Raw genomic sequence first — 22298 nt, 5'->3', positions numbered from 1 at the left:
CCCTACGTGAGCGCACGTAGGGGCTGTTTCATCTCCAAGCTTTCATACACACAGCGCAGGTCCTACGCGTTGGTTGCGGACTTCTTACCTGCCAGACCTCGCCACGCCAGATTCTCGAGCAGATCGGCAGCCGCGTCGACCTCGATCTCACCGCCGGCGACACGATCGGCCACTGCCTCACCCGCGCCCACCAACGCCACGGCCATCAGCGTGTAGTTCTGGCCCTCGTCCGGATCCTTCGTACTCATCTCCAGCAGACCCGCCGTCAACTCGATCAGCCGATCTCGGCTGGTCTGTACCTGCGAAGCAAAGGCAGTCTGACCGATCGCCTGCCGGTAGAGCACCATCCAAGACTTCCGGTGATCGCCGACGAAACCGAGAAACCCGAGCAATGCGCGACGCAGTTGCTCACGAGGGGTCAGTGTCGGATCTGCGGCCGGAGTCATCGCCTCGACGAATTTGACGCCTTCGCGATGGATACACGCGGCGAACAGCTCATCTTTGGAGCCGTAGTAGAGGTAGAGCATGGGCTTCGAAATCGACGCCCTCTTCGCAATCGCGTCCATCGAAGTTTCATGGAAACCGTTGTCGGAGAACACATCCACTGCCGCGTCGAGCATCTGTTGCTCACGGACGGCGCGGGGCAATCGCTTGGTGCCGCCAGCCATGTGTCCTCCAAACCAAGGTCGAAGCAGGGTCGAACAAACAAAGGTAGAACCACTGATCTTACTCCACAGTAAGAATGGCTGCGTCGCTTCTGTCGTGAAGCTAGCAGGCGCCCTTGAACCGTGCGACTGTGGCTGCAGATGCGTCGACCTGCGGTGCAGGCAATCGTCCCGTGGCAACCGCGTTCTCCAGATTGTCCAGAACCTGAGGCACGTCGTCGGTGGTCAGCCACAGCGCGACGTCTGCGCCCGCGACCAGTGCCGCTTCGACGGCCGCCACGATGCCGAGCCTGTCGGTGATCGCAGCCATGCCGGAAAGATCGTCGGTGAAAATCGGCCCGGTGAACGGGCTCGCGCCGTAACCGACACCGTCGCGCAGCAGTGCCATCGCTGCCGGGCTGATACTTGCAGGCACACCAGGATCGGTCAGTCCCGGTACATCGAGATGTCCGACCATGATGCCGACGCCGGTCTGCGAGAGGGCGGTGTACGGAACGAGATCGGACTGCCGAAGCTGATCGAGCGGAGGTGTCGTCACCTCACCGGTATGCGAATCGCCGGAGCCGGACCCATGCCCGGGGAAGTGCTTGAGTACAGGCATGATTCCAGCATCGCGGAGGCCCTGAGAGTAGGCGCCCGCATACGCGATCACCTCGTTCGGATCGGAAGAATACGACCGATCCCCGATCACCGAGTCATCCGGCTGACTACTGACATCGACCACCGGTGCGTAGTCGACAGTGACCCCGAGGTCCTTCAAGCCGCGCCCCCGTTCGTGCGCCATGCCATAGGTCTCGTCCACCGACATCGTCCGGGCGGTCTCGCGTGCGGAAGGATCGCTTCCCAGCAGATCCTCCACCCGTGACACTCGACCGCCCTCTTCGTCGATGGTCACCATCGGCGGCACGGCAGCGGCCGCAGCGATCCGGGGCACCTCGCGGTTCGCCAGCGTCTGCGAATCCGTCCAGCTACCGATGAAGATGCCGCCGACCTGTTCCGTCGCCACGATGTTCACCGCGTCGTCGGTACCGGTGACGCCGACCGTCAGTAGTTGCGCGAGACGCTGCCGCTCGGTCAAGGAGCCGACGAACGCCGCGCAAGGATCAGGCGGCGGCGTCGCAGCTTCCGTCGTGGCCTCCGCCGACGTCGCGGCCGACGTGACGGCCGGTGCAGCTACGGGCTCCGGTTCCGCTGCGGTTCCGCAACCGGCGGTGAAACCGATCCCCAGCACCAGCACAGCGATGGGCACGGGCGAGCGGAACTTCATCATGGTTCTCAACGGTAGCCGAGGTGGCCGTAGCGCCGCGATCGGCGACCTCGACGCGATAGCCTTCGACCACAAGCTCACCAGGAGGAGACCGATGCCTGCAGATCTGATACTCATCGCCTACGACGGCTCGGACAACGCCAAACGAGCCATCGAGTACGCCGGCCGATTTCTGACGACGAAGCGTGCCATCGTCGTCACCGCGTGGGAGCCGATGGTTCGCCAAGCAGCACGCATGTCCGGACTTTCCGGCGTCATGCAACCCGAATGGGTAGCCGACGACGAAACCGAGGACGTGGCACTGACCGACGCGAAGGCCATCAACGAAGAGGGTGTTCGACTCGCCGGTGAAGCCGGGCTCGAAGTGGAGGGGCACTGCGCCGAATGCACGACGGCCATTTGGAGCGCCATCGTGGAGAAAGCCGACGATCTCGACGTGGACATCATCGTCACCGGAACCCGTGGCATCACGGGCCTTCGTTCGCTGCTCCAGAGTTCGGTGGCAGATCATGTGCTGCGCCACAGCCATCGGCCGGTGCTGATAGTTCCACCCGGCAAGTAAGGACGAGTGCGTCACAGCATCGTGCCCACCGGGTGATACCTTTAGCGGCGCACGGGGGAAAGTCGCCGTCATTGATGCCTGCCGACGAAAGTGGAGACCGAGATGAAGTTTGCTGTCCCGGGAATTGTTGCTGCAGTAGTCGGCGCGGTATTGGGCGCCGGCGTCGTGTTCGGGGTGACTGCGGCAGCATCGGACAACACTCGTCCCGAGATCGACCGCACCGGCAACGCCGACTCGTCGTTGCTCAATCAGGTTGAGTACGGCAGCCGCTGACACTGCTGGAACGATCTCGTCCGAGCGCCTCGGACGTAAGTGGCTGCTCGGGGTCTCCGCTCTAGCGTTTCTCGTTTCGTTCCTGCAGATCCCCGGCTACACGGTCGCGGATACGAAGTATGATCTCTCCCAGAATCCGCTGGGATTTCTTGCGCGCGCCTCACACCAGTGGACGAGCCAGGCGCCTCTCGGTCAGGTGCAAAACCAGGCCTACGGATACTTCTTCCCACATGGCGCGTTTTTTGCGCTCGGTGACATTCTCGCGATTCCGCCGTGGATAACCCAGCGCATCTGGTGGGCGCTGCTGTTGATCGCCGGATTCTGGGGAATCATTCGGTTGGCCGAAGCGCTGGGCATCGGCTCCCGTAGCTCACGGCTCATCGCCGCATTCGCATTCGCTCTGTCACCCCGCGTCATCACCACTCTCGCATCCATCTCGTCCGAGACGATGCCGATGATGTTGGCACCGTGGGTATTGATTCCGGTGGTTCGCGCTTTCAGCGGAAGCGGCTCCGACGCAACACAATCGAGCAGCCGGTGGGGCGGGCCCCGAACCCTTGCGGCACAATCCGCGTGCGCCGTCGCATTGATGGGCGCCGTCAACGCCGTCGCGACGGCCGCCGCCTGCCTCGTCGCGGTGATCTGGTTGCTGTGCCACCGGCCGAACCGGGCGTGGGCCGCGTTCGCCGCCTGGTGGGTGGGCTTCGGCGTCCTCGCCACCCTGTGGTGGATCGTTCCGCTACTCCTTCTCGGGCGCGTGAGCCCACCTTTCCTCGACTACATCGAATCCTCCGGAACCACGACGCAGTGGGCCTCGCTCGCCGAGATCCTCCGCGGTACCAGCAGTTGGACTCCGTTCGTCTCCCCCGAGCGCGTGGCGGGCGCCATCCTGGTAACCCAACCGGCAGCCGTCATCGCCACCGGCGTCATCGCTGCCGCCGGAGTGGCCGGCCTCGCGATGCGCACGATGCCCGCTCGCGGGCGCCTGACGGTGGTACTGCTGGTCGGCATAGTAGGGCTCACAGCCGGCTACGTCGGCGATCTGAGTTCCCCCTTCGCCGATACCGTGCGCCTGTTCCTCGACACCGCGGGCGCCCCACTGCGCAACGTGCACAAGCTCGAGCCCCTCATCCGAATACCGTTGGTGCTCGGGCTCGCGCATCTCCTCTCCAGGGTGCCCCTCCCCGGCTCGGTACCTGCTGCCCGATGGCGCCAGGCAATAGCCCATCCCGAACGCGACAAGATGGTCGCCGTCGCCGGGCTGGTTCTGGTCGCCCTGACCTTCTCCACCTCACTCGCCTGGACCGGCAAACTCGCGCCCCGCGGCGCCTACGAAGCCATCCCCGACTACTGGCACGACACGGCCGACTGGCTCACCGACCACGCGTCAGGCTCCTCCCCCGACGGTTCGGACGCTCAGCGCGCCCTCGTCGTCCCCGGTGCACCGTTCGCCCTCCAGACGTGGGGCCTGACTCGCGACGAACCACTCCAAGCCCTCGCCACGACGCCATGGGCGGCGCGCGACGCCGTCCCGCTGACTCCACCCGGAGCTATCCGCGCACTCGATTCCGTGCAGCGTCTCATCGCGGACGGCCGTCCATCCGCCGGGCTTGCCGATACCCTTCTGGGCCAGGGGATCAGCTACGTGGTGGTGCGTAACGATCTCGATCCTGAGAACTCCCGCTCCACGCGACCGGTGCAGGTCCACAGCGCTCTCGACGGCTCACCGGGCCTGACGCGTGTCGCCCGGTTCGGTGAGGACATCGCCCCGGGCACCGTGGACGGCATAACCATCGACGGTGATCTGCGACCGCCGTACCCTGCCGTCGAGATTTACGAGGTCGAAAACCCAACCGCCATACCGGCATCCGGCCCGTACACGGTCGACTTGGATCGCGTCCCTTTCGTGCAGGGCGGACCGGAGTCGGTGGCGCGCCTGAACGAGCAGCGCCGAAACGGTGTGTCGGACCCGGTACCCGCGGGACCTATCGTCCTGGCCTCCGACGCCGCGGCGGCCGGGATACCGGTGGACAAGGTCACCGTCACCGATACGCCGATGAACAGGGAGACCGACTACGGTCAGGTCGACTATCACAGCTCCGCGCTGCGTTCGAGCGAAGAACCACGAAGATCACTCAATGCCGTGCCCGACTATCCGGTGGACGGCGCCGCTACGGTCGACGGCGAATGGGAGGGCGCTCGTATCACCGCATCGAGTTCGGCTTCGGATTCGACGCAGATCGGCGGAACGGCCCCAGGGAGCGGCGTCGCGGCAGTCGTCGACGGCGATCTGGCGACGAGCTGGGTATCCAACGGCATCGAAAACGCACTGGGACAATGGCTTCAACTCGACTTCGACACTCCGGTCAACCAGGGACTGCTACATCTGCACACCAGTCCGGGGACGATCGGGGATCCGGTCAAGTGGCTCGAGATCACCACCCCCAACGGCAGTACCGCGGCTCGAATCGACAAGCCAGGAGAGCCGCTGACGGTGTCACTTCCCGGTGGTTCGACGCCGTGGGTGCGCATCACGGCCAAGTCGACGGTGGACGGTACCAGCGGAAGCCAGTTCGGGATCAGCGAACTCTCCGTCGATGACTACTCCAATCGCGCTGCGCCACAGCAGGTATCGATCGTGCACCGCGCGGTACTTCCACCCGTCACTGCTGACGCCGACGTGCGGGGCTGGGAACTGAGCCAGGAGTTCCCCGGCCGTACCGGGTGCATCGACACCACGGATCGAATCCGCTGCAGCAGCGGATTGTCCCTCCCTCCCGAGGAGCTCGGACGCTTCTCCCGCACCCTGTCCGTACCTATGGGCACTGCGGTACTGCCCGAGCTGACGCTACGAACGAGGCAGAGCCCCGAACTCGAATCTCTTCTCTCGCAGCCCGGTCGCCCAGTGGCCACCGCCACCTCGGACGTCGGCGACCTGCACGGCTCGGCATTCGCCGTCACCGACGGTGACGACAGGACCTCGTGGACCGCGCCGACCAAGAGCATCGAGAAGCGAGCGGGTACGCAGCCCACTCTGACGGTGAATCTTCCCGAACCCACATTCGTCGACGGCCTCACCCTGTCCCCCAGCCTGGGGGACCTACCTGCGCACCCGACGAGGGTCGCGGTCAATTTGGGTGATGGACCGATGGTCCGTGACATCGACGGCTCCACCACGATCGAGCTGAGCCCGCGGGTGACCGACAGGATCGTCATCTCGATCGTCGACTGGGATGATGTGCTGGACAAGAACTCTCTCGGCTTCGTACTGCCGGCGCCTCCCGGTCTGGCCGAGGTGAAAGTACTGTCCGCCGGCGCGGTTCTGGGCGGCGCACTCGACGCGAACCGGGTAGTCACTGTCGGTTGCGACCGTGGCCCGATCATCTCGATCGCCGGACAGACCGTGCGTGCATCGGTGACCGCAACCGTCGACACATTCCGATCGGGCGAACCGCTGAAGGCGACGCTGTGCGAGGGGATATTCCCGGTGGAGACCGATGCCCTCAACCCGATTGCCCTCCCGGCGGGCGAGCAGGATGTCGTCGTGGATCCGGGTGCCGCATTCTTCGTCGACGGAATGCGATTGCGCACCATGCCCGTTCCCGCCACGAGCGCGACTAGTTCTGCACCCGTCAGCGCCGACACGACCGCCTGGACGTCGGACCGTCGCGAGATCGAGGTATCGGGCCGCGACACCGATCAACTTCTCGTCGTACCGGAGAGCAACAATTCCGGTTGGCACGCAACATCTCCCGACGGCACGACGTTGAAACCGATCACCGTGAACGGTTGGCAGCAAGGATGGGTGATCCCGGCAGGTGTCGACGGGACCGTCGTACTCGACTATCCGAGCAACACGTGGTACCGACTCGGCATCTTCGGCGGACTACTCCTGCTGATCCCGTTGGCATTGCTCGCCCTCCGCGCCAGTGCACCCCGCACGAGTGTGCCGCCACGGCCCTGGAACCGGTCGATCGTCGGCGCCATCGCACTCATCGCCGCCGCAATCGTCATCGCCGGCATCACCGGAGCCGTCGTGGCCGTCGTCCTCGGGATCGGCACCGTTGTGCTCCAACGGCGGTACGGCACCACCGTCGCAGCTCGGGTACTGGTGTCCACCGCGGGCATCGGTACCTTGACAGCCATGGCACTGCTCTCACGCGGGCCGTGGCGATCACCGGAGGGCTATATCGGGCACGCCTACCTCGTTCAGTTCGCCGCCCTCGTTGCGGTACTGGCGCTCGCCGTGGCCGTCACGGCCGAGAACGACTGAACCGCCTCCGCATCGGATCCTCCACCAGCGCATAACTCGCTGCAGCGACGGGAATCGACAATGCCACCGTCACGCAGAGGACGAGCCAGAAATGGCCCTGGAACGGTGCGACACCGAAGACCGGGAACACCATGGCGAGCACCGCCAGATGCCAGATGAAGATGCCGTAGGACCATCGGCCCAACGCCAGCATCACCGGATGCTCCAGAACTCGGTGATGCCGATGGTCGTCGGCGAGCACGAGTGGGGCCAACAGCGCGAAGGCGAGTACCGCGCCCAGCACGATCTTCACTTCGTACTGCCACGGCTCGGGCCGTACGAGCCCCTGGGGTCCAGCGAGCGGCGTCGCGGACAATGCGAAGGCGAGCAAAGCAATGGCACCGACGATGCGCCGGTGCGAGCACAATCGGTGTACCCAGGTGATGGGTCCGACGGAAATCTCGGCGAGCACCATGCCCGCGGCGAACCACGGGATGTAACCGGGGAGCCAGTTGTCGTGATGGGTGTTCGGGGCTGACACGACCGGCAGGAAAGCCCAACTCAGACTGATCGCCGAGACCACGGCGAGCACCGGAATGCGAAGACGTGCCGCCGAACCCCTGAGTTTCACCATCGCGAAGGCAGCAAGCGGTAGCAGCAGATAGAACGCCACTTCCACGGACAGACTCCACATCTGCGTCATGCCCTCGGTCAACGTGAGGGGCACGAATACCTGAGTCAGCGACAAGTTGGCCAACCAGACGCGGTAGTCACCGCCTGCACCGGGGAGAAAGAGCAGCACGAGCACCACCACTACCCAGTATGCGGGCACGATACGAAGGACACGAGAGTGGAAATACCGGCCCGCAGACTGTGCACGACCGATCCCACGTGCCTGCGCGGCATGTGGACGCCACAGCAGGAATCCTGACAGGGCGAAGAATATGGCGACCGTGAGGTCGAACCGGCCCCAGATACGCCCCATGACGGGTGAACTCGCAGCACCGGTCTGGAACGCCACGTGCGTGACGATGATGCCGATGGCCGCAAACGCGCGCATTCCCTCGAGCGAGGGGATGAACCCGCGCAGCGGCACGACGGCTCGCGAGAGGGTGTCGGTCGTTGTGCTCATGATCGGACCAGTGAATCATTCCAGTTGACGCGAGCGCGAAAGTCGCCCGTCATCGGGCGTGCCCGCGCCCTCAATGTCGCATCACTGTTACTCTCACCACCGACGTGGCGGTCCAATCGGACACTCCAGGTCGGGGGGATTTACGCACCTCGATCTGTCGGGGGTGGAAAATGGCACGCCGAGAAAACGACTAAGGAGATTCTCACATGGCGGAGCGCTCAGGGCCGAGCCGGATCGTTGCCCTTGTACTCATCGGTTTGGGCGCTTTCCTGTTGGTAGCGGCCATAATGATTCCGACGTACACGGTGTCACGGCTGGAAAAGACGCCACTAGATCTAGAGGTCACCACGATCTCGACCGGAACAGGCAGCGTACTCAATTCTGCATCACTGGCAGCGGGTCGCGCCGTCGTCGACGAGAACGTTCCACTGGTATCGCAGCGCTTCGTCACCGTCGAAGATCCCTCGGGCGCAGACGAGATCACGGTGCAGGCCGGACAGACACTGCTGCGCGGTGACAAGCAGGGCGAGAGCGGCCTACTCACCGCCAGCGTCGACCGCGTGACGCTCGACCGCGTCAGCTCGATGCCCGTCGAGAACCCGGTCGGGACCATCCAGTTGCAGTCCGGCAAGCCTGCCGAGGAAGTGCCGCACACCGGTCTGCAGTACAAGTTCCCGTTCAACACCGAGCAGAAGAGCTACCCGTACTTCGACGTCAATGCCCGTGAATCGAAGGACATCGACTTTGTCGAAGAGACCGAGATCAACGGCACCACGGTCTACAAGTTCGAGCAGCAGGTCGGGCCCGTCGACTTGTCGTCGGTAGTGAACCTCCCCACCAACAAGGTCACCCTGCCTGCCGCCACCTGGGGCGTCGAAGGTGGAGACGCACCGGTCACGATGACTCGCTGGTACGAGAACACGCGAACCCTGTGGGTCGAGCCCGAAACCGGTGTCGTCGTCAAGGGCGGCGAGGATATTCACCAGTACTACTCGCGCACTGCAGGTACCGCCGAGGTCGAGGTGCTGAAGGCACCGATCGAGTTCGACGAGAACACCGTCGAATTCCAGATCCAGCAAGCCAAGGACGGCATGGACAGGTTGTCGTTGTTCGGACGCACCGTCCCGATCGTTCTCGGCATCCTCGGTGTCATCGCACTGATCGCCGGAATCCTTCTCGGACTCCGTAACGGTGGACCTCGTCAGCCTGCACGCACCGGCGGACCGCAGCACACCGACGGTGGCGGCACCGCTCCCACCGAGCCCCACAATCGTGACTGGACAACGGATCAGACCGAGGTCATCCCGCGTACCAACCTCGCGAAAGAGTAAAAGCTTTCACCGCAGATGAGCGGAAGCACGGCCTCCCCGGCTGCGCTTCCGCTCTTTTGTTTCAAGAGCTCAGCTGCGTGAAGCGGCTAATTACGTGAAGTGCCCAGGGCGAAGCCGCTGACAACTGCGGCACAGACAGCAGCAACCGACGCCGCGACGATGACGAACTGCAGCGGCGTCGCGGCTACGAAGAACAGCAGCAGAACTTCGACGGCCAAGCCGATCCACGCAACGACGGCGAGCTGTGTCCGCTCACCGGCGATCGCCCACAACAGTCCGCTCTGCAACAGCGCCAGGCATGCACCCTGCAGCGCAAAGATCCAAAGGTACCCCTGCACAGGCGCATAACCTTCACCGACGATCGACGGCAGCAGCGGTGCCGCCAGCGCAGAGCCGAGAACCAACACGGCCCCTATCGCAGCCACGACGGCCAATGCCGAGCGAACGGCCTTCGCAGATTCCGCTGGATTCGCCATCCGCGGATAGAGAACCACTCCCACGGCCTGCGGCAGCCAGAACGCAGCTTTGGTAGCTACTGCGCCGAGCGCATACAAACCAGCTTGCTCCGCACTCAAGAGCGCGGCCGCAATCACCAGATCGAGCGCAGAGAGGCCGATGAGCGCCAACTGCACCTGCGACGCTCGCAGCACCGTGCCGACGGTCAGCGGGAGACGTACCGCATCGCCCTCTCGTGTCGCACTCGCGATCCTCGCCCCAACAGCGACCACTGCCGTCCCGACGGCGCTGGCGGCCAACACGATTCCGGGCCCACCGCCCGCTGTGAGCACAACGACGGCGGGGATCACCTTGCCGAACCCTGCAGCAGCAAGCACAGCACCGAGCCGTCCGAACTGACCGGACCCTTGAAGCAGACCCTGTTCCGTCGCGAGCAGCACGAGCACCGGCGCCACGACGAGCGCCGACACTGTTGCCAGCACTCCGGTACCGAGGACGACGGCCACCACCGGGGCCAACGCCAACGCGAGGATCGCGACCACCCCGGCACACCGATAGCCGAGCTTTCTGAGTTCGGCACTACCACGTCCGCGCGCTACTTCGCGAGCGACGACGGACTGCAATGCCAGCGCCGGGACAGCGAGAACGAGTTGAGCGGCAAGCAGACTCGCGAACTCGCCGTACCCCTCGACGCCGAGAAATCGGCTGGCCGGCAGATGCAGAAGGTACGAGGCAGCATTGGCGGTCATCGAACCAACCGTCACCAGCGTCATCCCGGCGAGCGCCGACGTACTTGCAGTGCGGTTCGGCATGGGAACACGGTATAGGGTGCCGAGAGTGTCGTGGACGCAGCGCAGTCGAACCGCGGCACCGGCCGTGTGGAGCTTCGTTCTGGCGATGATCGTCCTGGGCCCGCTCTGGGGGAACGGCTATCTGCTCCTTCGCGACGCGGTCAGCACCCCTCGGTCCTACTTCACCGATTCCGCGCTCGGCACCACCGACGCTGCCGCCCGTGCAGTCCCGCAAGACGGCGCCATCGCCGCGTTGTCCATCGTGTTCGACGGCGGACTCGTGGTCAAGACGATTCTTACGCTGGCGCTGTGGTTCGCCGGTTGGGGTGCCGCGGTGATGGTTCGCCGGTTACTGCCGACCGCGACGACGCCTGCGTTGCTCACCGCCGCGACCCTGGCCATCTGGAATCCCTACGTGGGCGAGCGATTGCTGCAGGGGCACTGGAGTCTGCTCGTCGGCTACGCCGCGCTTCCGTGGACAGTGACCGCAGCGATGACGCTGCGCGAGACGGGACGGTGGCAAGGACGGGCAGGGCCGGGGCTGGCAGTCTGCCTCGCCGCTGCAGGGCTCACGCCCACGGGAGCGATCCTCGCGGCCGTCACCGCCCTCGTCGTCGTTGCGCTGCCCTCCGGACTGCGGCGCCCCCGGCGGGTATTACTGACGGGACTGCTTGCGCTGGCCGCTTCCTCGCCCTGGCTGCTGGCCACCGCCGTATCCGGCGGCGGAACCCTCGGCACCGACCCTGCAGGCGTCGGCGCCTTCGCTGCCCGGGCCGAACCCGGCCTCGGCACACTTGCGAGCCTGGCGGGCCTGGGAGGCATCTGGAACGCCGACGCCGTCCCCGCCACCCGCACGACACACTTCGCCGTCCTCGGCACACTTCTGCTGCTTGCCGTCGTCGCAGTCGGGTTGCGACCACTGTGGCGTCGACGCAGAAACCCGATCATCACCGCCCTCGCCGTCGTGGCCGTCCTCGCCGTCGTCATGCCCGCGCTCGGCGCTACCGGAATCGGCCTACGCGTCGGCGAGTGGGCGGCGCAGGACATCCCAGGTGCGGGCCTGCTGCGAGACAGCCAGAAATTTCTCGCACTGGCGATGCCGTTCTACGTGCTCGCCGCCGCCGCCGGAGTCATGTGGCTCGGCGCAAGAATTCGAATGCCGTGGGTCCCTGCCGTCGCGGCCATCGCAGCGCTGCTCCTGGCACTACCGGACCTGGTGTGGGGAGTCTCTGGCAAGCTCACCCCCGTCGACTATCCGCCGTCGTGGAACGCTGTCGCCGAAGAACTCCAGGGCCGCGACGGGGACGTGGCGGTGCTGCCTGCAGGAATCTTCCGCATCTTCCCTTACAGCGGCGATGCGCCCGTGCTCGATCCCGCACCACGAATGCTCCCGCTCGACGTCCTACAGACCGGTGAACTCATCGTCGCCGGCGGGTCGGTACGCGGCGAGGGCAGCCGCGCTTCCGCCGTCGAAAAGACGTTGCTCGACGGCGGATCCGCAGCCGAACTGGCACAATTGGGCGTCGGCTGGGTCCTCATCGAGCGCACGACGCCCGGACTGCTCGGCGAGTCGGCGGACACGCTGGACCAACTCGAACGCGTATACGCCGACGACGAACTGGCGTTGTACCAAGTGCCGGGGGCAATCGGAACCACCGACGTCGGTCCTGTGTCGTACTGGATCGTCGTGGCCGCGCACCTGGTGTGGGCCCTGTTACTGGTGGGCGGACTCTGCTGGGGCCTGCTGCGAAGATGACACGAGCCCGGAGACATGGGCGCCCAGTACCGACGCTGCCAGCACACTCTCCACACCCTGCGCGCATTGCTCCCACGAGAACTCGAGCGCGCGGACCCGGGCCTTCTCGCCCAGGTCGGCGCGGACATCGGCGTCGAGCAGCAGTTCCCCGATGGCTTCGGTGAGTGCGGGCACGTCACGGTCATGCCCTTCGGAACCGACCAGCACCCCGGTCACGCCGTCGATGATCGAATCGGTCAGGCCCTTCGAACTGCGGTAGCCGACGGTCGGGACGCCATGCTGAGCTGCTTCGACGACGGCAAGGCCCCATCCCTCCTTACGCGAGGGCATCACATGAACCCAGGAGCGGCCGAGCAGTTCGTGTTTACGTTCTTCGTCGACGTGTCCGTGGAACGTGACAGCGCCTTCGATGCCGAGCTCACGCACACGCTCACGCAGGTTCTCTTCCCACCAGCCGCCACCGACGACGTCGAGATGCAGGTCCGGGAGCTGCCGTCGCAGGGTGGCCACGGCAGCGAGCGCATCCTCGATCTGCTTGTGCGGCACCAGCCTCGACAACACCGACAGCGATGGATGCGAGGTTCTGGTATGCGCCCCACCGACCGACGCCGCCGGGGACGCGCCGTTTCGAACCACGGCGACCCGATCGCGGTCGACTCCGAGCCCAACGAGCTCATCCGCTGACGGCAACGACACCGTCAAATACTGATTACGCCGATGAACGCGCGGTGAGACCGTGCTCTCGAGCCACCAACCGATCTTCGCCATCAACGGGCCCGCCACCGGCCACTGCTCCCGATGACAATGGTGAACCAGCAACGTCACCGGCGCGCCCGCGACGAGACGCGAGAAGAAAGGAATGCCGTTCTGCGTATCGAGGACAGCATCCGGGTTGATCCCGCGCAACGGCCCGAACCCGAGCCGGCCGGCAGCGATCGCAGCAAGAGCCCTCGGATACACGCTCAATCGGCCACCACCGCGGCTGATCTGGATACCGTCGACGATCTCCTGCGCTGGAGCACCCGGATACGACGCCGTCCGCAGCGTCACCCGCACTCCGCGTCGCGCCAGGCCGGCACCGACCTGTTCGAGGTAGCGTTCGCTGCCGCCGCCCTGGGGATGGCCCGTATCGCGCCAACAGAGCAAGAGCACCTCGCGCACAGCTGGCTCCCCCATCACGGCGTAATCGAATATGAACTCCCGACACCTTAACGGTTCACCCGCCCCGCGGCGTCGCGACAGGGTGCATTCCCCTACTCTTTTGCAACGTGCCACGTCCACAGGGTCGATTCGCGAGCTCGCGCCGTGTCGAGCGACCCGTAACCCGCTTCTTCGCCCAGCGCGCGACCCTTCGCCGGTCGGTGAGCCTGCTTCGGGATTTCGGACACGAGCAGAGCGCTCCCGACATCTTCTACAGCGCCCTGGCCCGCGATTCCGTCGAACTCATCGGTGATCTGTACCAGGGCCTGACCGGTGACAGTCTCGAAGATCGCGTGGTCATGGACGTCGGCGGCGGGCCCGGTTATTTCGCGGACGTCTTCCGCGCCAGCGGAGCCCGGTACATCCCGGTCGAACCGGATGCGACGGAGATGCACGCCGCCGGTCTGAACGCGCACGGCAGCGTCCGCGGATCGGGAATGGCGTTGCCGTTTCGCGATGACAGCGTGGACGTGTGCTTTTCCTCGAACGTCGCCGAACACGTGCGTCAACCGTGGGTCATGGCCGAGGAAATGTTACGTGTCACCAAACCCGGAGGGCTGATGGTCCTGTCGTACACGCTGTGGCGGGGACCGTTCGGCGGTCACGAAACCGGTCCCTGGCACTACTTCGGCGGCGAGTTCGCAGCCCGCAGATACCTCCGCAAGCATGGCCGTGAACCCAAGAATCGCTTCGGTGAATCCCTGTTCGACGTCGGAGCATCGGAGGGACTGCGGTGGGCCCGCGAGACTACGCGGGGCACTGTGCTGGCCGCATTTCCGCGCTACCACCCGAAATGGGCGTGGTGGATGATCCGCGTTCCGGTACTTCGCGAATTTCTTGCCAGCAACCTCGTCGTGGTCCTGCGCGCCGACGCACGCTGACAGTAGTTTGGGACATATGACAGCGTTGGCATTGGACATCGGGGGCACCAAGATCACTGCGGCGATCGTCGACGCCGACGGTAGACCCGGCGAGGCTCTCGTCGTTTCCACCCCGAAAGTCGATGTGTGGCAAGCATGTTCCGAATTGCTCGACGCGGTCGTAGCGGGAGCGGACATCGCCGCCATCGGTATTGCGTGCGCAGGCCCGGTCGACCTGGTCGCCGGGACTGTCGCACCGATCAACATCGGCGAATGGAAGGGCGGTTTCGACCTCACCGGGGAAATCGCCGAGAAGTTTCCCGACGCCACGACGCGTCTGGCCGGCGACGGTGGGTGCGCGGCACTCGGCGAACATCGGTTCGGCGCCGCGCAGGGCGTGGACAACCTCATCAGCGTCGTCGTCTCCACCGGCGTCGGCGGCGGTCTGGTGCTCGGCGGCGAGATAGTGCACGGCCGCAGCGGAAATGCCGGCCACATCGGCCACATCGTCGTCCCCGGCTCGACGGCCTCCTGCTCGTGCGGCGGCCTCGGATGCGTGGAGACCGTCGCGAGCGGGCCATCCGCGGTCGGATGGGCGCAAGAACAAGGCTGGACCGGCACCACCGGCGCCGAGTTGGCCGAGGATGCCGCGAACGGAAACGTCGTAGCGGTGACGACATTGCAGCGCGCGGGCGTAGCGCTGGGTCAGGCAATCGCGTCGGCCGCTGCTCTGGTCGATGTAGAGCTCGTGGTCATCGGCGGAGGGTTCGCACAGGCAGGACCACCGCTGTGGGATCCGATTCAAGAGTCCGCCGCGCTGCATGCGCGGCTGAGGTTCCTCGACGGGCTCACCATCGTGCCGGCGAAACTGGGTGCGGTTGGGACGTTGACCGGGGCTGCGGTACTGGCGGCCTCGGCCACCTGATCGAGCTGCGCTCGCACATACGCATCGGTCGAATCCTTCCGAATTACTGCAACGTGTTCTAGTCTCGTTCCATGACCGACTTCGCCAAGCTGTTCATCGGCGGGCATTGGACCGCACCGTCAACCGAGGAGACGCTCGACGTCTTCTCACCCGCTACCGAGGAGCGCGTCGGGAGGACTCCCGTAGCCGCGCCCGCCGACATCGACGCGGCGGCACAGGCCGCGCGCACCGCCTTCGACTCCGGCCCGTGGGCCCGATCCTCCCCCGCCGAACGAGCGCAGGTGCTCGCCAACTTCGCCAAGTTGATCGAGGAAAAGAGCGCCGAGCTCACCGAGGTGATCTCGGGCGAAATGGGCGCCCCACACACCATGGTCGGGATGATCCAACAGACACCTGCATTGGCGGCGCTCAACTACTACGTCTCGCTCGCCGAGACCTTCCCCTGGAAGGAAACCCGGCACGGCGCATTCGGCCAGTCCAACATCACCCGCGAACCCGTCGGCGTCGTCGCCGCCGTCATTGCATGGAACGTCCCACTGTTCCTCGCGATCAACAAGTTGGCGCCCGCATTGCTCGCAGGCTGCTCGGTACTGCTCAAACCCGCCCCGGAAACACCGTTGTCCGCCAACCTGCTCGCCGACCTCCTGACCGAGGCCGGACTACCGGAAGGCGTGCTCTCGGTCCTTCCCGGTGGAGCCGAGACAGGTAAATACCTCACCGCGCACCCACTCGTCGACAAGGTCACCTTCACCGGCAGCACCGACGTCGGCCGCAGCATCGGCGCAACAGCCGCGCAACAACTCAAACGATGCTCACTCGAACTCGGCGGCAAGTCCGCAGCAATCCTGCTCGAAGACGTGGACATCGCGTCGGCGATCCCGATGCTGCTGCTCTCCGGACTCATGAACAGCGGGCAGGCCTGCGTCGCACAGACTCGCATCCTCGCCCCGCGCTCGCGCTACGACGAGATCGTCGACGCCATGGTCGCGGGAGCCGGCTGGATGAAGATGGGCGATCCGACGGACCCCGCAACACAGCTCGGCCCCCTCATCTCGGAGAAGCAACGCGACCGCGTCGAGGCATACATCGCGAAGGGCAAAGAAGAAGGTGCACGTCTCGTCCTCGGCGGCGGACGTCCGGAGGGGTTGGACAAAGGCTGGTACGTCGAACCGACCATCTTCGCCGATGTCGACAACTCGATGACGATCGCCCAGGAAGAAATCTTCGGCCCGGTCCTCGCGGTCATTCCATACGACTCCGAAGACGAAGCCATCAAGATCGCCAACGACTCCACCTACGGCCTCGCCGGATCGGTCTGGACCACCGACATCGAACACGGCGTCGAGGTCTCCGCGCAGATCCGCACGGGCACATCGGCGATCAACTGGTACGCCTTCGATCCGAGCGCCCCGTTCGGTGGCTACAAGAACTCCGGCATCGGACGCGAAAGCGGCCCCGAAGGCCTCGAGGCGTACTGCGAACTCAAGTCGGTCCTCATGCCGCCGGGGTACGTAGCGCCAACTGCTTGATTTCCGCCGGCGGGGGTTCGGCGATACCCACATACACAACGAAGCGGGGCCCACCCAAAAGGGTGAGCCCCGCTTCGTTGTGTCGGACTATGCGCCCAGACGCTGCTTCAGTGCTTCGAACTCGTCCTTGATTCCGGTGGGAAGTTTCTCACCGACGAACTCGAACCACTCTTCGATCAGTGGGATCTCGGCCTTCCACTCGTCGAGGTTCACCGCGAGAGCCTCGGCGACGTCTTCGACGGTGGTGTCGAGTCCCGTGATGTCGAGTGCAGCTGCCGTCGGGACGACACCGATGGGCGTCTCGACGCCTTCGGCCTTGTGCTCGATGCGCTCCACGATCCACTTCAGGACGCGGGAGTTCTCGCCGAATCCTGGCCAGAGGAAGCGCTTGTCGTCGCCGCGGCGGAACCAGTTGACGTAGAACACCTTCGGGAGCTTCGACTCGTCGGCGTTCTTGCCGAGGTCGATCCAGTGCTGGAAGTAGTCACCGACGTTGTAGCCGAGGAACGGCAGCATGGCCATCGGGTCGCGGCGGATGGTTCCGACCGTGCCCTCGGCTGCTGCTGTCTGCTCGGATCCGACGGTGGCGCCCATGAACACGCCGTGCTGCCAGTCTCGTGCCTCGGTGACCAGCGGAATCGTCGTCTTGCGGCGTCCACCGAACAGGATCGCCGAGATCGGCACACCCTCCGGGTCGTCCCACTCGGCCGCCATCGACGGGCACTGAGCCATGGGCACGCAGTAGCGCGAGTTGGGGTGTGCGGCGTTCTGATCGGACTCGGGCGTCCAGTCGTTGCCCTTCCAGTCGATCAGATGCTGCGGGTCTCCTTCGAGGCCCTCCCACCACACGTCGCCGTCGTCGGTCAGTGCGACGTTGGTGAACAACGAGTTGCCCTGATCGATGGTCTTCATCGCGTTGGGGTTGGAATCCCAGTTGGTTCCCGGTGCGACACCGAAGAAACCGAATTCGGGGTTGACGGCGTAGAGACGGCCGTCCTTGCCGAAGCGCATCCACGCGATGTCGTCACCGATGGTCTCGGCGCGCCAGCCCGGAATGGTCGGCTGAATCATTGCGAGGTTGGTCTTGCCACATGCGGACGGGAATGCCGCGGCGATGTAGTAGGCCTTGTCCTCCGGGGAAATCAGCTTGAGGATCAGCATGTGCTCGGCGAGCCAGCCCTCGTCGTGAGCCATTGCCGACGCAATGCGCAGCGAGTAGCACTTCTTGCCCAGCAGAGCGTTGCCGCCGTAACCGGAACCGAAGCTCCAGATCTCGCGGTCCTCGGGGAAGTGGGTGATGTATTTGGTGCTGTTGCACGGCCACGGGACGTCGTCCTGGCCGTCGGCGAGCGGAGAGCCGAGCGAATGCAGCGCCTTGACGAAGAAGCCGTCGTTGCCGAGCTTGTCCAGTACTACCGAGCCCATACGAGTCATGACGCGCATCGAGACGACGACGTACTCCGAGTCGGTGATCTCCACACCCAACTTGGGGTCCTCGGCGGCGAGCGGGCCCATGCAGAACGGGACGACGTACATGGTGCGTCCGCGCATGCAGCCGCGGTAGAGCCCGGTCATCAGCTCACGCATCTCCGACGGGTCCATCCAATTATTGGTGGGGCCTGCGTCGATCTCTTCCTTGGAACAGATGTAGGTCCGCGACTCGACGCGTGCAACGTCGGACGGATCGGAATTGCCGAGGAACGAGTTCGGCTTCTTTTCGTCGTTGAGCCGCGTGAAGGTGCCTGCGTCCACCAAGTGTGTGGTGAGCCGCTCCCACTCTTCGTCGGATCCGTCAGCAAAGACCACCCGCTCCGGCTCGGTGAGTTCTGCTACTTCCCGCACCCACGCAAGAAGTTCCTTGTGTTGAGTGGGAAGTGCGGCATCAGTGCCGTTCAAACCGGGAATGGTCGCTGAGGTCATCTAACTCTCCTGGGGTGAGCCGGAACCAGATACACTTCGTCGCTGCCGGGCTGAGCAGCGGTACAAAGCAAACCTGATCATCCCTTTCTGTGGGGCGCTGCCCGATTGCCGAATTGCGTATACCGCATCCTACCGGTCACGTCAATCGAGAACACGGGCGCCGGGTGTCCTGGTCTCAGGTTAACGCCGAGTGACGCCGTTCCGGAACCGGGGTGTTGTCCGATTGGTCACAAGAACGATTCAGCTGATGGAAAGTCGATTCGCGCCGACGACGTTATCGGTACTGACATGGAAGAACGATCAACTACAACTAATCGAATATCTCGCCCGAATCGGTGCGCTCCCACCGCGAGGATCCGTCGGCGGTACGAAAAATCTCCCAGGATTGGTAACCGCCGTCACGCCCGAAACTTGTGAAGGTTTCGATCACGCCATCGGCGTCGGCGTCACGTGCAATGGTCACGCCGGCATCGGTGTGAGTCACCCGAGTTTCCTCGAACCCATCGCCGTCGACGTCGAACATCTGTGTCGAGGGCGCCTCCGACGGTTCGTCGGGGTCGGCCGCGGTACTCGCGTCTACGAAGAACGCATCGGTAAAGTCCATGGTCCCCACCTCGATGTCTCGTACGGACAGTACTGTCGCACCCCTACCTGTTCAGACGCGCCGCGGAACGCGTCGGTTCCACCCTCGGCTCGATAGATCTCCGGTGAGTATTCGCCGGGTCGGACACGTCGAACTTCTCGATTCCACGATCCAGCGATGCAAGGTCCCTGTCGCACGCTGCGAGAACCGCCGCCCGATGTTGCGCGGCACCTCTCAGTGCGGCCTCGACTCGTCCGAGTTCGGTCTCGGCCGAGATCGCCATCGCACGCGAGGTCTCACCCTCCGCCTGCGCGAACGCGGTCTCGGCAGCGAGGATTCGGGCGAGCGTACTCTGCTCCCACAATGACTTGGCCGATCCTGCCCTCTCGTACGCCCACGTACGCACATGTACCCGATCGGCAACCAGCGAGCGGGCGCGCACCAACCACCACGCAGCGAGGGCGCCGAGTATCAGCGAGACGGGAATGACGGCAATCGCCAGCGCGGGCACCATCGACAACGGCGACACCGCAATGCGACCCAACCCGACACCGGCGGATGCGCCGACGAAAATCATGATGCGGTCTTCCATACTTCGGCGACGCTGGGTCGGTTCCTCGATCTCGGTCCGAGCCTGGACCTCACCGGGCACTTCCGCGCCCAAACCGAGATCGGCATCGATCGAGCGCAGCCTTGCCACCAACGAGGATTCCACCCCGTCTCTGGCACGTTCGAGCAGCCGAGTCAGATGCGCGGGTAGTTGCGAAAGTTCCGCTCTGCTCGCCGTATCGACGGATTCTCTTGCATCAGAGGTGAATTGACGTATCGCCTCGTTGATCTCGTGCATCGTTTCCGCGCGGGTCAACTGAAGCCTGCTACGCAACGTCGCGGCGCGGTCGGTCCGGCCGCGATCACGTGAGTCGGCGAGCCGAGCCCGCTCTGCGCGCAGTCCGGCTGTCGTCGACGCGCTCGTCACCGCCCGCGCCTTGTTCACGATCTCGCGACGCGCTCCCGCGGCGGCAGCACGTACGGCTGCGTTGTACTTCCGCTCGCGCACCGCGCGGTCCGACTGCACCATCGCTGAGCAGACGAAGGCCCCGAGCGCATCGATTCCCGACTCGTCCGCGAGCGAGGCCCGCGCGTCGCGATCTGCCGACGTGCGACTGCACTCGGCGAGCTTGGCGGAAGTGGGCCACAGTGACACGTCGACGGCACGAGGAACGCGCTCGCTGATCACTGCCGACACCGATCGCCGAACCTCACGCCAATCTCGGTGGGCATCGATCTTGTTGATCACCACAGCGACGGTCGTCGATTCCAACGCGGGCGCCAGCTCGGCCAGGGCGTCGCGGCCGAGCGGTGCGGACGCGTCGAGTACGTAGACCACCAACGCTGCCGTGGTGACGTCATGAGCCCACTCGAGTACCCCGTCGGCTGCGACGGCCAATTCCCTTTCGACGGCAGAGACGCCCGATCCGCCGACGCCGGAGAGATAGACGCCACGGGGAACTGCGCGCCGTGCGTTCGCGATGTCGTCTGTCCCTATCGGATACCACCGGCGAACGACGCTGTCCATGTCTGCGGGTACGTCGATCACGAGTGGACTCGCATTCGTAGATACCCCCGCGAGATCGCGCGTGCTGCCCGGCTGTAGTTCGGATCTCCGGTGGACTGCGCGCGTGCAAGCCACAGTGCGGCCGCTTCGACCTTGTCCCCGGGCTCCACCGTCTCACCGAGCGCATCCAACGCCGACCGCATGATCGCCAGCACTGCTTCGTCGGAGGTCAGGAAGGTCTCGAGTTCCTCGGCGCTCGTCGGATGCTCGGCAGCAAGTTCGGTCAACCGGTGCAGTAGGCGGGCCTGCCTTTCGACGCGCACCCGCTCGACACTCCGCCGGACTGTGTCGGTGAACCGCGCCGCGCCACTGACGCCGAGCAGCAGGAGCCGAATCCGCACGTCATCCATCGTGGGATCGGACTGCAGGGCCTCTGCGACGGTGCGCACACCGAGGATTTCGATGTGCTCGACGAGTACGTCACGCTCGGCCGCAGTCGGCACTTCGTCTGACACCGACGCGGGGGAAATATCGGCGCGCAGAAATCTCTCCCGTGTCAGCATCATGTCCGAGGAAAGGTGCGGAGCCGCGCGGCGAAGCATGTCGAAGGACTTCGGCTCGCCCTCCGACACCGTCCGGGCGATCGTTCCCATCAACGGAAGCACTTCGATGCCGACCGCGGACGTCAGCCGGTCCAGCACCCCCGCAAGATCGTCGACGGTGTCTGCCTTTGCCAGTACCGGCACCACGTGCGAAGCCGATGCCACAGCGTCGACGTCCGCCTTCTGGGCGCCACTGGTAAGCACATAGACCACTACGTCCCCGTCGAGATCGGGGTCGGGTGCGCTCGGCACGTCCATCGCAGCGGTCTCGGTGATCTCGACGTCAGTGAATGCGGGGACTGTCGACGACGTCAGCACGGCCCGCACCGAGGACTTGCCCACCCCGACCCGGCCTCCCACTTGAACGCGAATCCGGGCGAAGCAGCGGTCGAGAGCGAGCTCGATCTCGTGGCCCGAAGCCGGATCGCGCTCGGACACACTCGACGCAAGTGAGCGCATTCGACCCTGGTTCACTCCGCTCATGACGTCCCCCCACCGAGATTGCTGCACGTAACCGGGTTTTGTGCTCACGACAGGGCCCCAACCCGTCGTGCCGACCGATTCTGACACAGACCCGCCAGAAACTTTCCACAGCAGACACCTGCTGGCCTGCATCTACACAGAAAGTCTCAACTTCAA

17 protein-coding genes are annotated in these 22298 nt (G+C 64.9%); 8 read left to right on the top strand and 9 right to left on the bottom strand.

From position 1 onward, the window contains the following. Positions 1–62: 62 nt before the first annotated feature. Positions 63–668, bottom strand: coding sequence for a TetR/AcrR family transcriptional regulator (locus BJD99_RS13215; protein ID WP_084347308.1), 606 nt, complete (start codon positions 666–668; stop codon positions 63–65). Positions 669–768: 100 nt separating this feature from the next. After that, positions 769–1932 carry a glycoside hydrolase family 3 N-terminal domain-containing protein gene (locus tag BJD99_RS13210; RefSeq protein ID WP_179142336.1) on the bottom strand — a complete coding sequence of 388 codons (1164 nt, stop codon included), beginning with the start codon at positions 1930–1932 and terminating at the stop codon, positions 769–771. A 94-nt stretch (positions 1933–2026) separates the two neighbouring features. On the opposite strand from BJD99_RS13210, the gene BJD99_RS13205 reads away from it, so the two are divergent. The 3 genes from BJD99_RS13205 (at position 2027) to BJD99_RS13195 (ending at position 7040) form a co-directional block, all read left to right on the top strand. Then, complete coding sequence (locus BJD99_RS13205; protein WP_084347481.1) at positions 2027–2494, top strand: universal stress protein; 468 nt, start codon at positions 2027–2029, stop codon at positions 2492–2494. 102 nt (positions 2495–2596) lie between these two features. Continuing rightward, entirely contained in the window at positions 2597–2767 is a 171-nt protein-coding gene (locus tag BJD99_RS13200; RefSeq protein ID WP_084347479.1) for a DUF2613 domain-containing protein, read from the top strand. After that, positions 2748–7040 carry an alpha-(1->3)-arabinofuranosyltransferase family protein gene (locus BJD99_RS13195; protein ID WP_084347306.1) on the top strand — a complete coding sequence of 1431 codons (4293 nt, stop codon included), beginning with the start codon at positions 2748–2750 and terminating at the stop codon, positions 7038–7040. Before BJD99_RS13200 ends, BJD99_RS13195 begins: the two co-directional genes overlap by 20 nt. On the opposite strand, the gene BJD99_RS13190 is transcribed toward BJD99_RS13195, so the two are convergent. Next, a complete protein-coding gene (locus BJD99_RS13190) occupies positions 7021–8151 on the bottom strand; it encodes an acyltransferase (RefSeq protein WP_084347305.1) in 1131 nt (376 codons plus the stop codon). The two genes, BJD99_RS13195 and BJD99_RS13190, sit on opposite strands and share 20 nt — an antisense overlap. A gap of 206 nt (positions 8152–8357) precedes the next feature. Here BJD99_RS13190 and BJD99_RS13185 point away from each other — a divergent pair, with 206 nt between their 5' ends. After that, positions 8358–9482, top strand: a complete 1125-nt coding sequence (locus BJD99_RS13185; RefSeq protein WP_084347304.1) for a DUF3068 domain-containing protein — start codon at positions 8358–8360, stop codon at positions 9480–9482. Positions 9483–9568: 86 nt separating this feature from the next. On the opposite strand, the gene BJD99_RS13180 is transcribed toward BJD99_RS13185, so the two are convergent. Next, a complete protein-coding gene (locus BJD99_RS13180) occupies positions 9569–10750 on the bottom strand; it encodes a lipopolysaccharide biosynthesis protein (protein ID WP_179142329.1) in 1182 nt (393 codons plus the stop codon). Here BJD99_RS13180 and BJD99_RS13175 point away from each other — a divergent pair. After that, positions 10749–12485 carry a hypothetical protein gene (locus BJD99_RS13175; RefSeq protein WP_373270540.1) on the top strand — a complete coding sequence of 579 codons (1737 nt, stop codon included), beginning with the start codon at positions 10749–10751 and terminating at the stop codon, positions 12483–12485. The genes BJD99_RS13180 and BJD99_RS13175 overlap by 2 nt on opposite strands. Here the strand turns inward: BJD99_RS13175 and BJD99_RS13170 are convergent. Beyond that, positions 12444–13646, bottom strand: coding sequence for a glycosyltransferase family 4 protein (locus tag BJD99_RS13170; RefSeq protein WP_084347302.1), 1203 nt, complete (start codon positions 13644–13646; stop codon positions 12444–12446). The two genes, BJD99_RS13175 and BJD99_RS13170, sit on opposite strands and share 42 nt — an antisense overlap. Positions 13647–13753: 107 nt before the next feature. Between BJD99_RS13170 and BJD99_RS13165 the strand changes: the two genes are divergently transcribed. The 3 genes from BJD99_RS13165 (at position 13754) to BJD99_RS13155 (ending at position 16999) form a co-directional block, all read left to right on the top strand. Then, positions 13754–14566 carry a class I SAM-dependent methyltransferase gene (locus tag BJD99_RS13165; RefSeq protein WP_084347301.1) on the top strand — a complete coding sequence of 271 codons (813 nt, stop codon included), beginning with the start codon at positions 13754–13756 and terminating at the stop codon, positions 14564–14566. 16 nt (positions 14567–14582) lie between these two features. Beyond that, complete coding sequence (locus tag BJD99_RS13160) at positions 14583–15470, top strand: ROK family protein (protein WP_084347300.1); 888 nt, start codon at positions 14583–14585, stop codon at positions 15468–15470. A 71-nt stretch (positions 15471–15541) separates the two neighbouring features. Next, complete coding sequence (locus tag BJD99_RS13155; protein WP_084347299.1) at positions 15542–16999, top strand: aldehyde dehydrogenase; 1458 nt, start codon at positions 15542–15544, stop codon at positions 16997–16999. Between the two features lie 87 nt (positions 17000–17086). Here BJD99_RS13155 and BJD99_RS13150 read toward each other — a convergent pair whose 3' ends face one another. The 4 genes from BJD99_RS13150 to BJD99_RS13135 form a co-directional block, all read right to left on the bottom strand. Further along, entirely contained in the window at positions 17087–18919 is a 1833-nt protein-coding gene (locus BJD99_RS13150) for a phosphoenolpyruvate carboxykinase (GTP) (protein WP_084347298.1), read from the bottom strand. A 310-nt stretch (positions 18920–19229) separates the two neighbouring features. Beyond that, a complete protein-coding gene (locus tag BJD99_RS13145) occupies positions 19230–19523 on the bottom strand; it encodes a DUF6802 family protein (RefSeq protein WP_084347297.1) in 294 nt (97 codons plus the stop codon). A gap of 43 nt (positions 19524–19566) precedes the next feature. After that, on the bottom strand, positions 19567–21099 hold the full coding sequence (locus BJD99_RS13140; RefSeq protein WP_084347296.1) for a hypothetical protein: 1533 nt from the start codon (positions 21097–21099) through the stop codon (positions 19567–19569). Beyond that, a complete protein-coding gene (locus BJD99_RS13135) occupies positions 21096–22142 on the bottom strand; it encodes a hypothetical protein (RefSeq protein ID WP_143542152.1) in 1047 nt (348 codons plus the stop codon). Before BJD99_RS13135 ends, BJD99_RS13140 begins: the two co-directional genes overlap by 4 nt. Positions 22143–22298: the final 156 nt, after the last annotated feature.

This window comes from Rhodococcus sp. 1163 (genome assembly GCF_002091985.1).
Taxonomy (GTDB): domain Bacteria; phylum Actinomycetota; class Actinomycetes; order Mycobacteriales; family Mycobacteriaceae; genus Rhodococcoides.
Note: the sequence above shows the minus strand (reverse complement) of the source record. Positions and strands in the feature narration are given on the sequence as shown.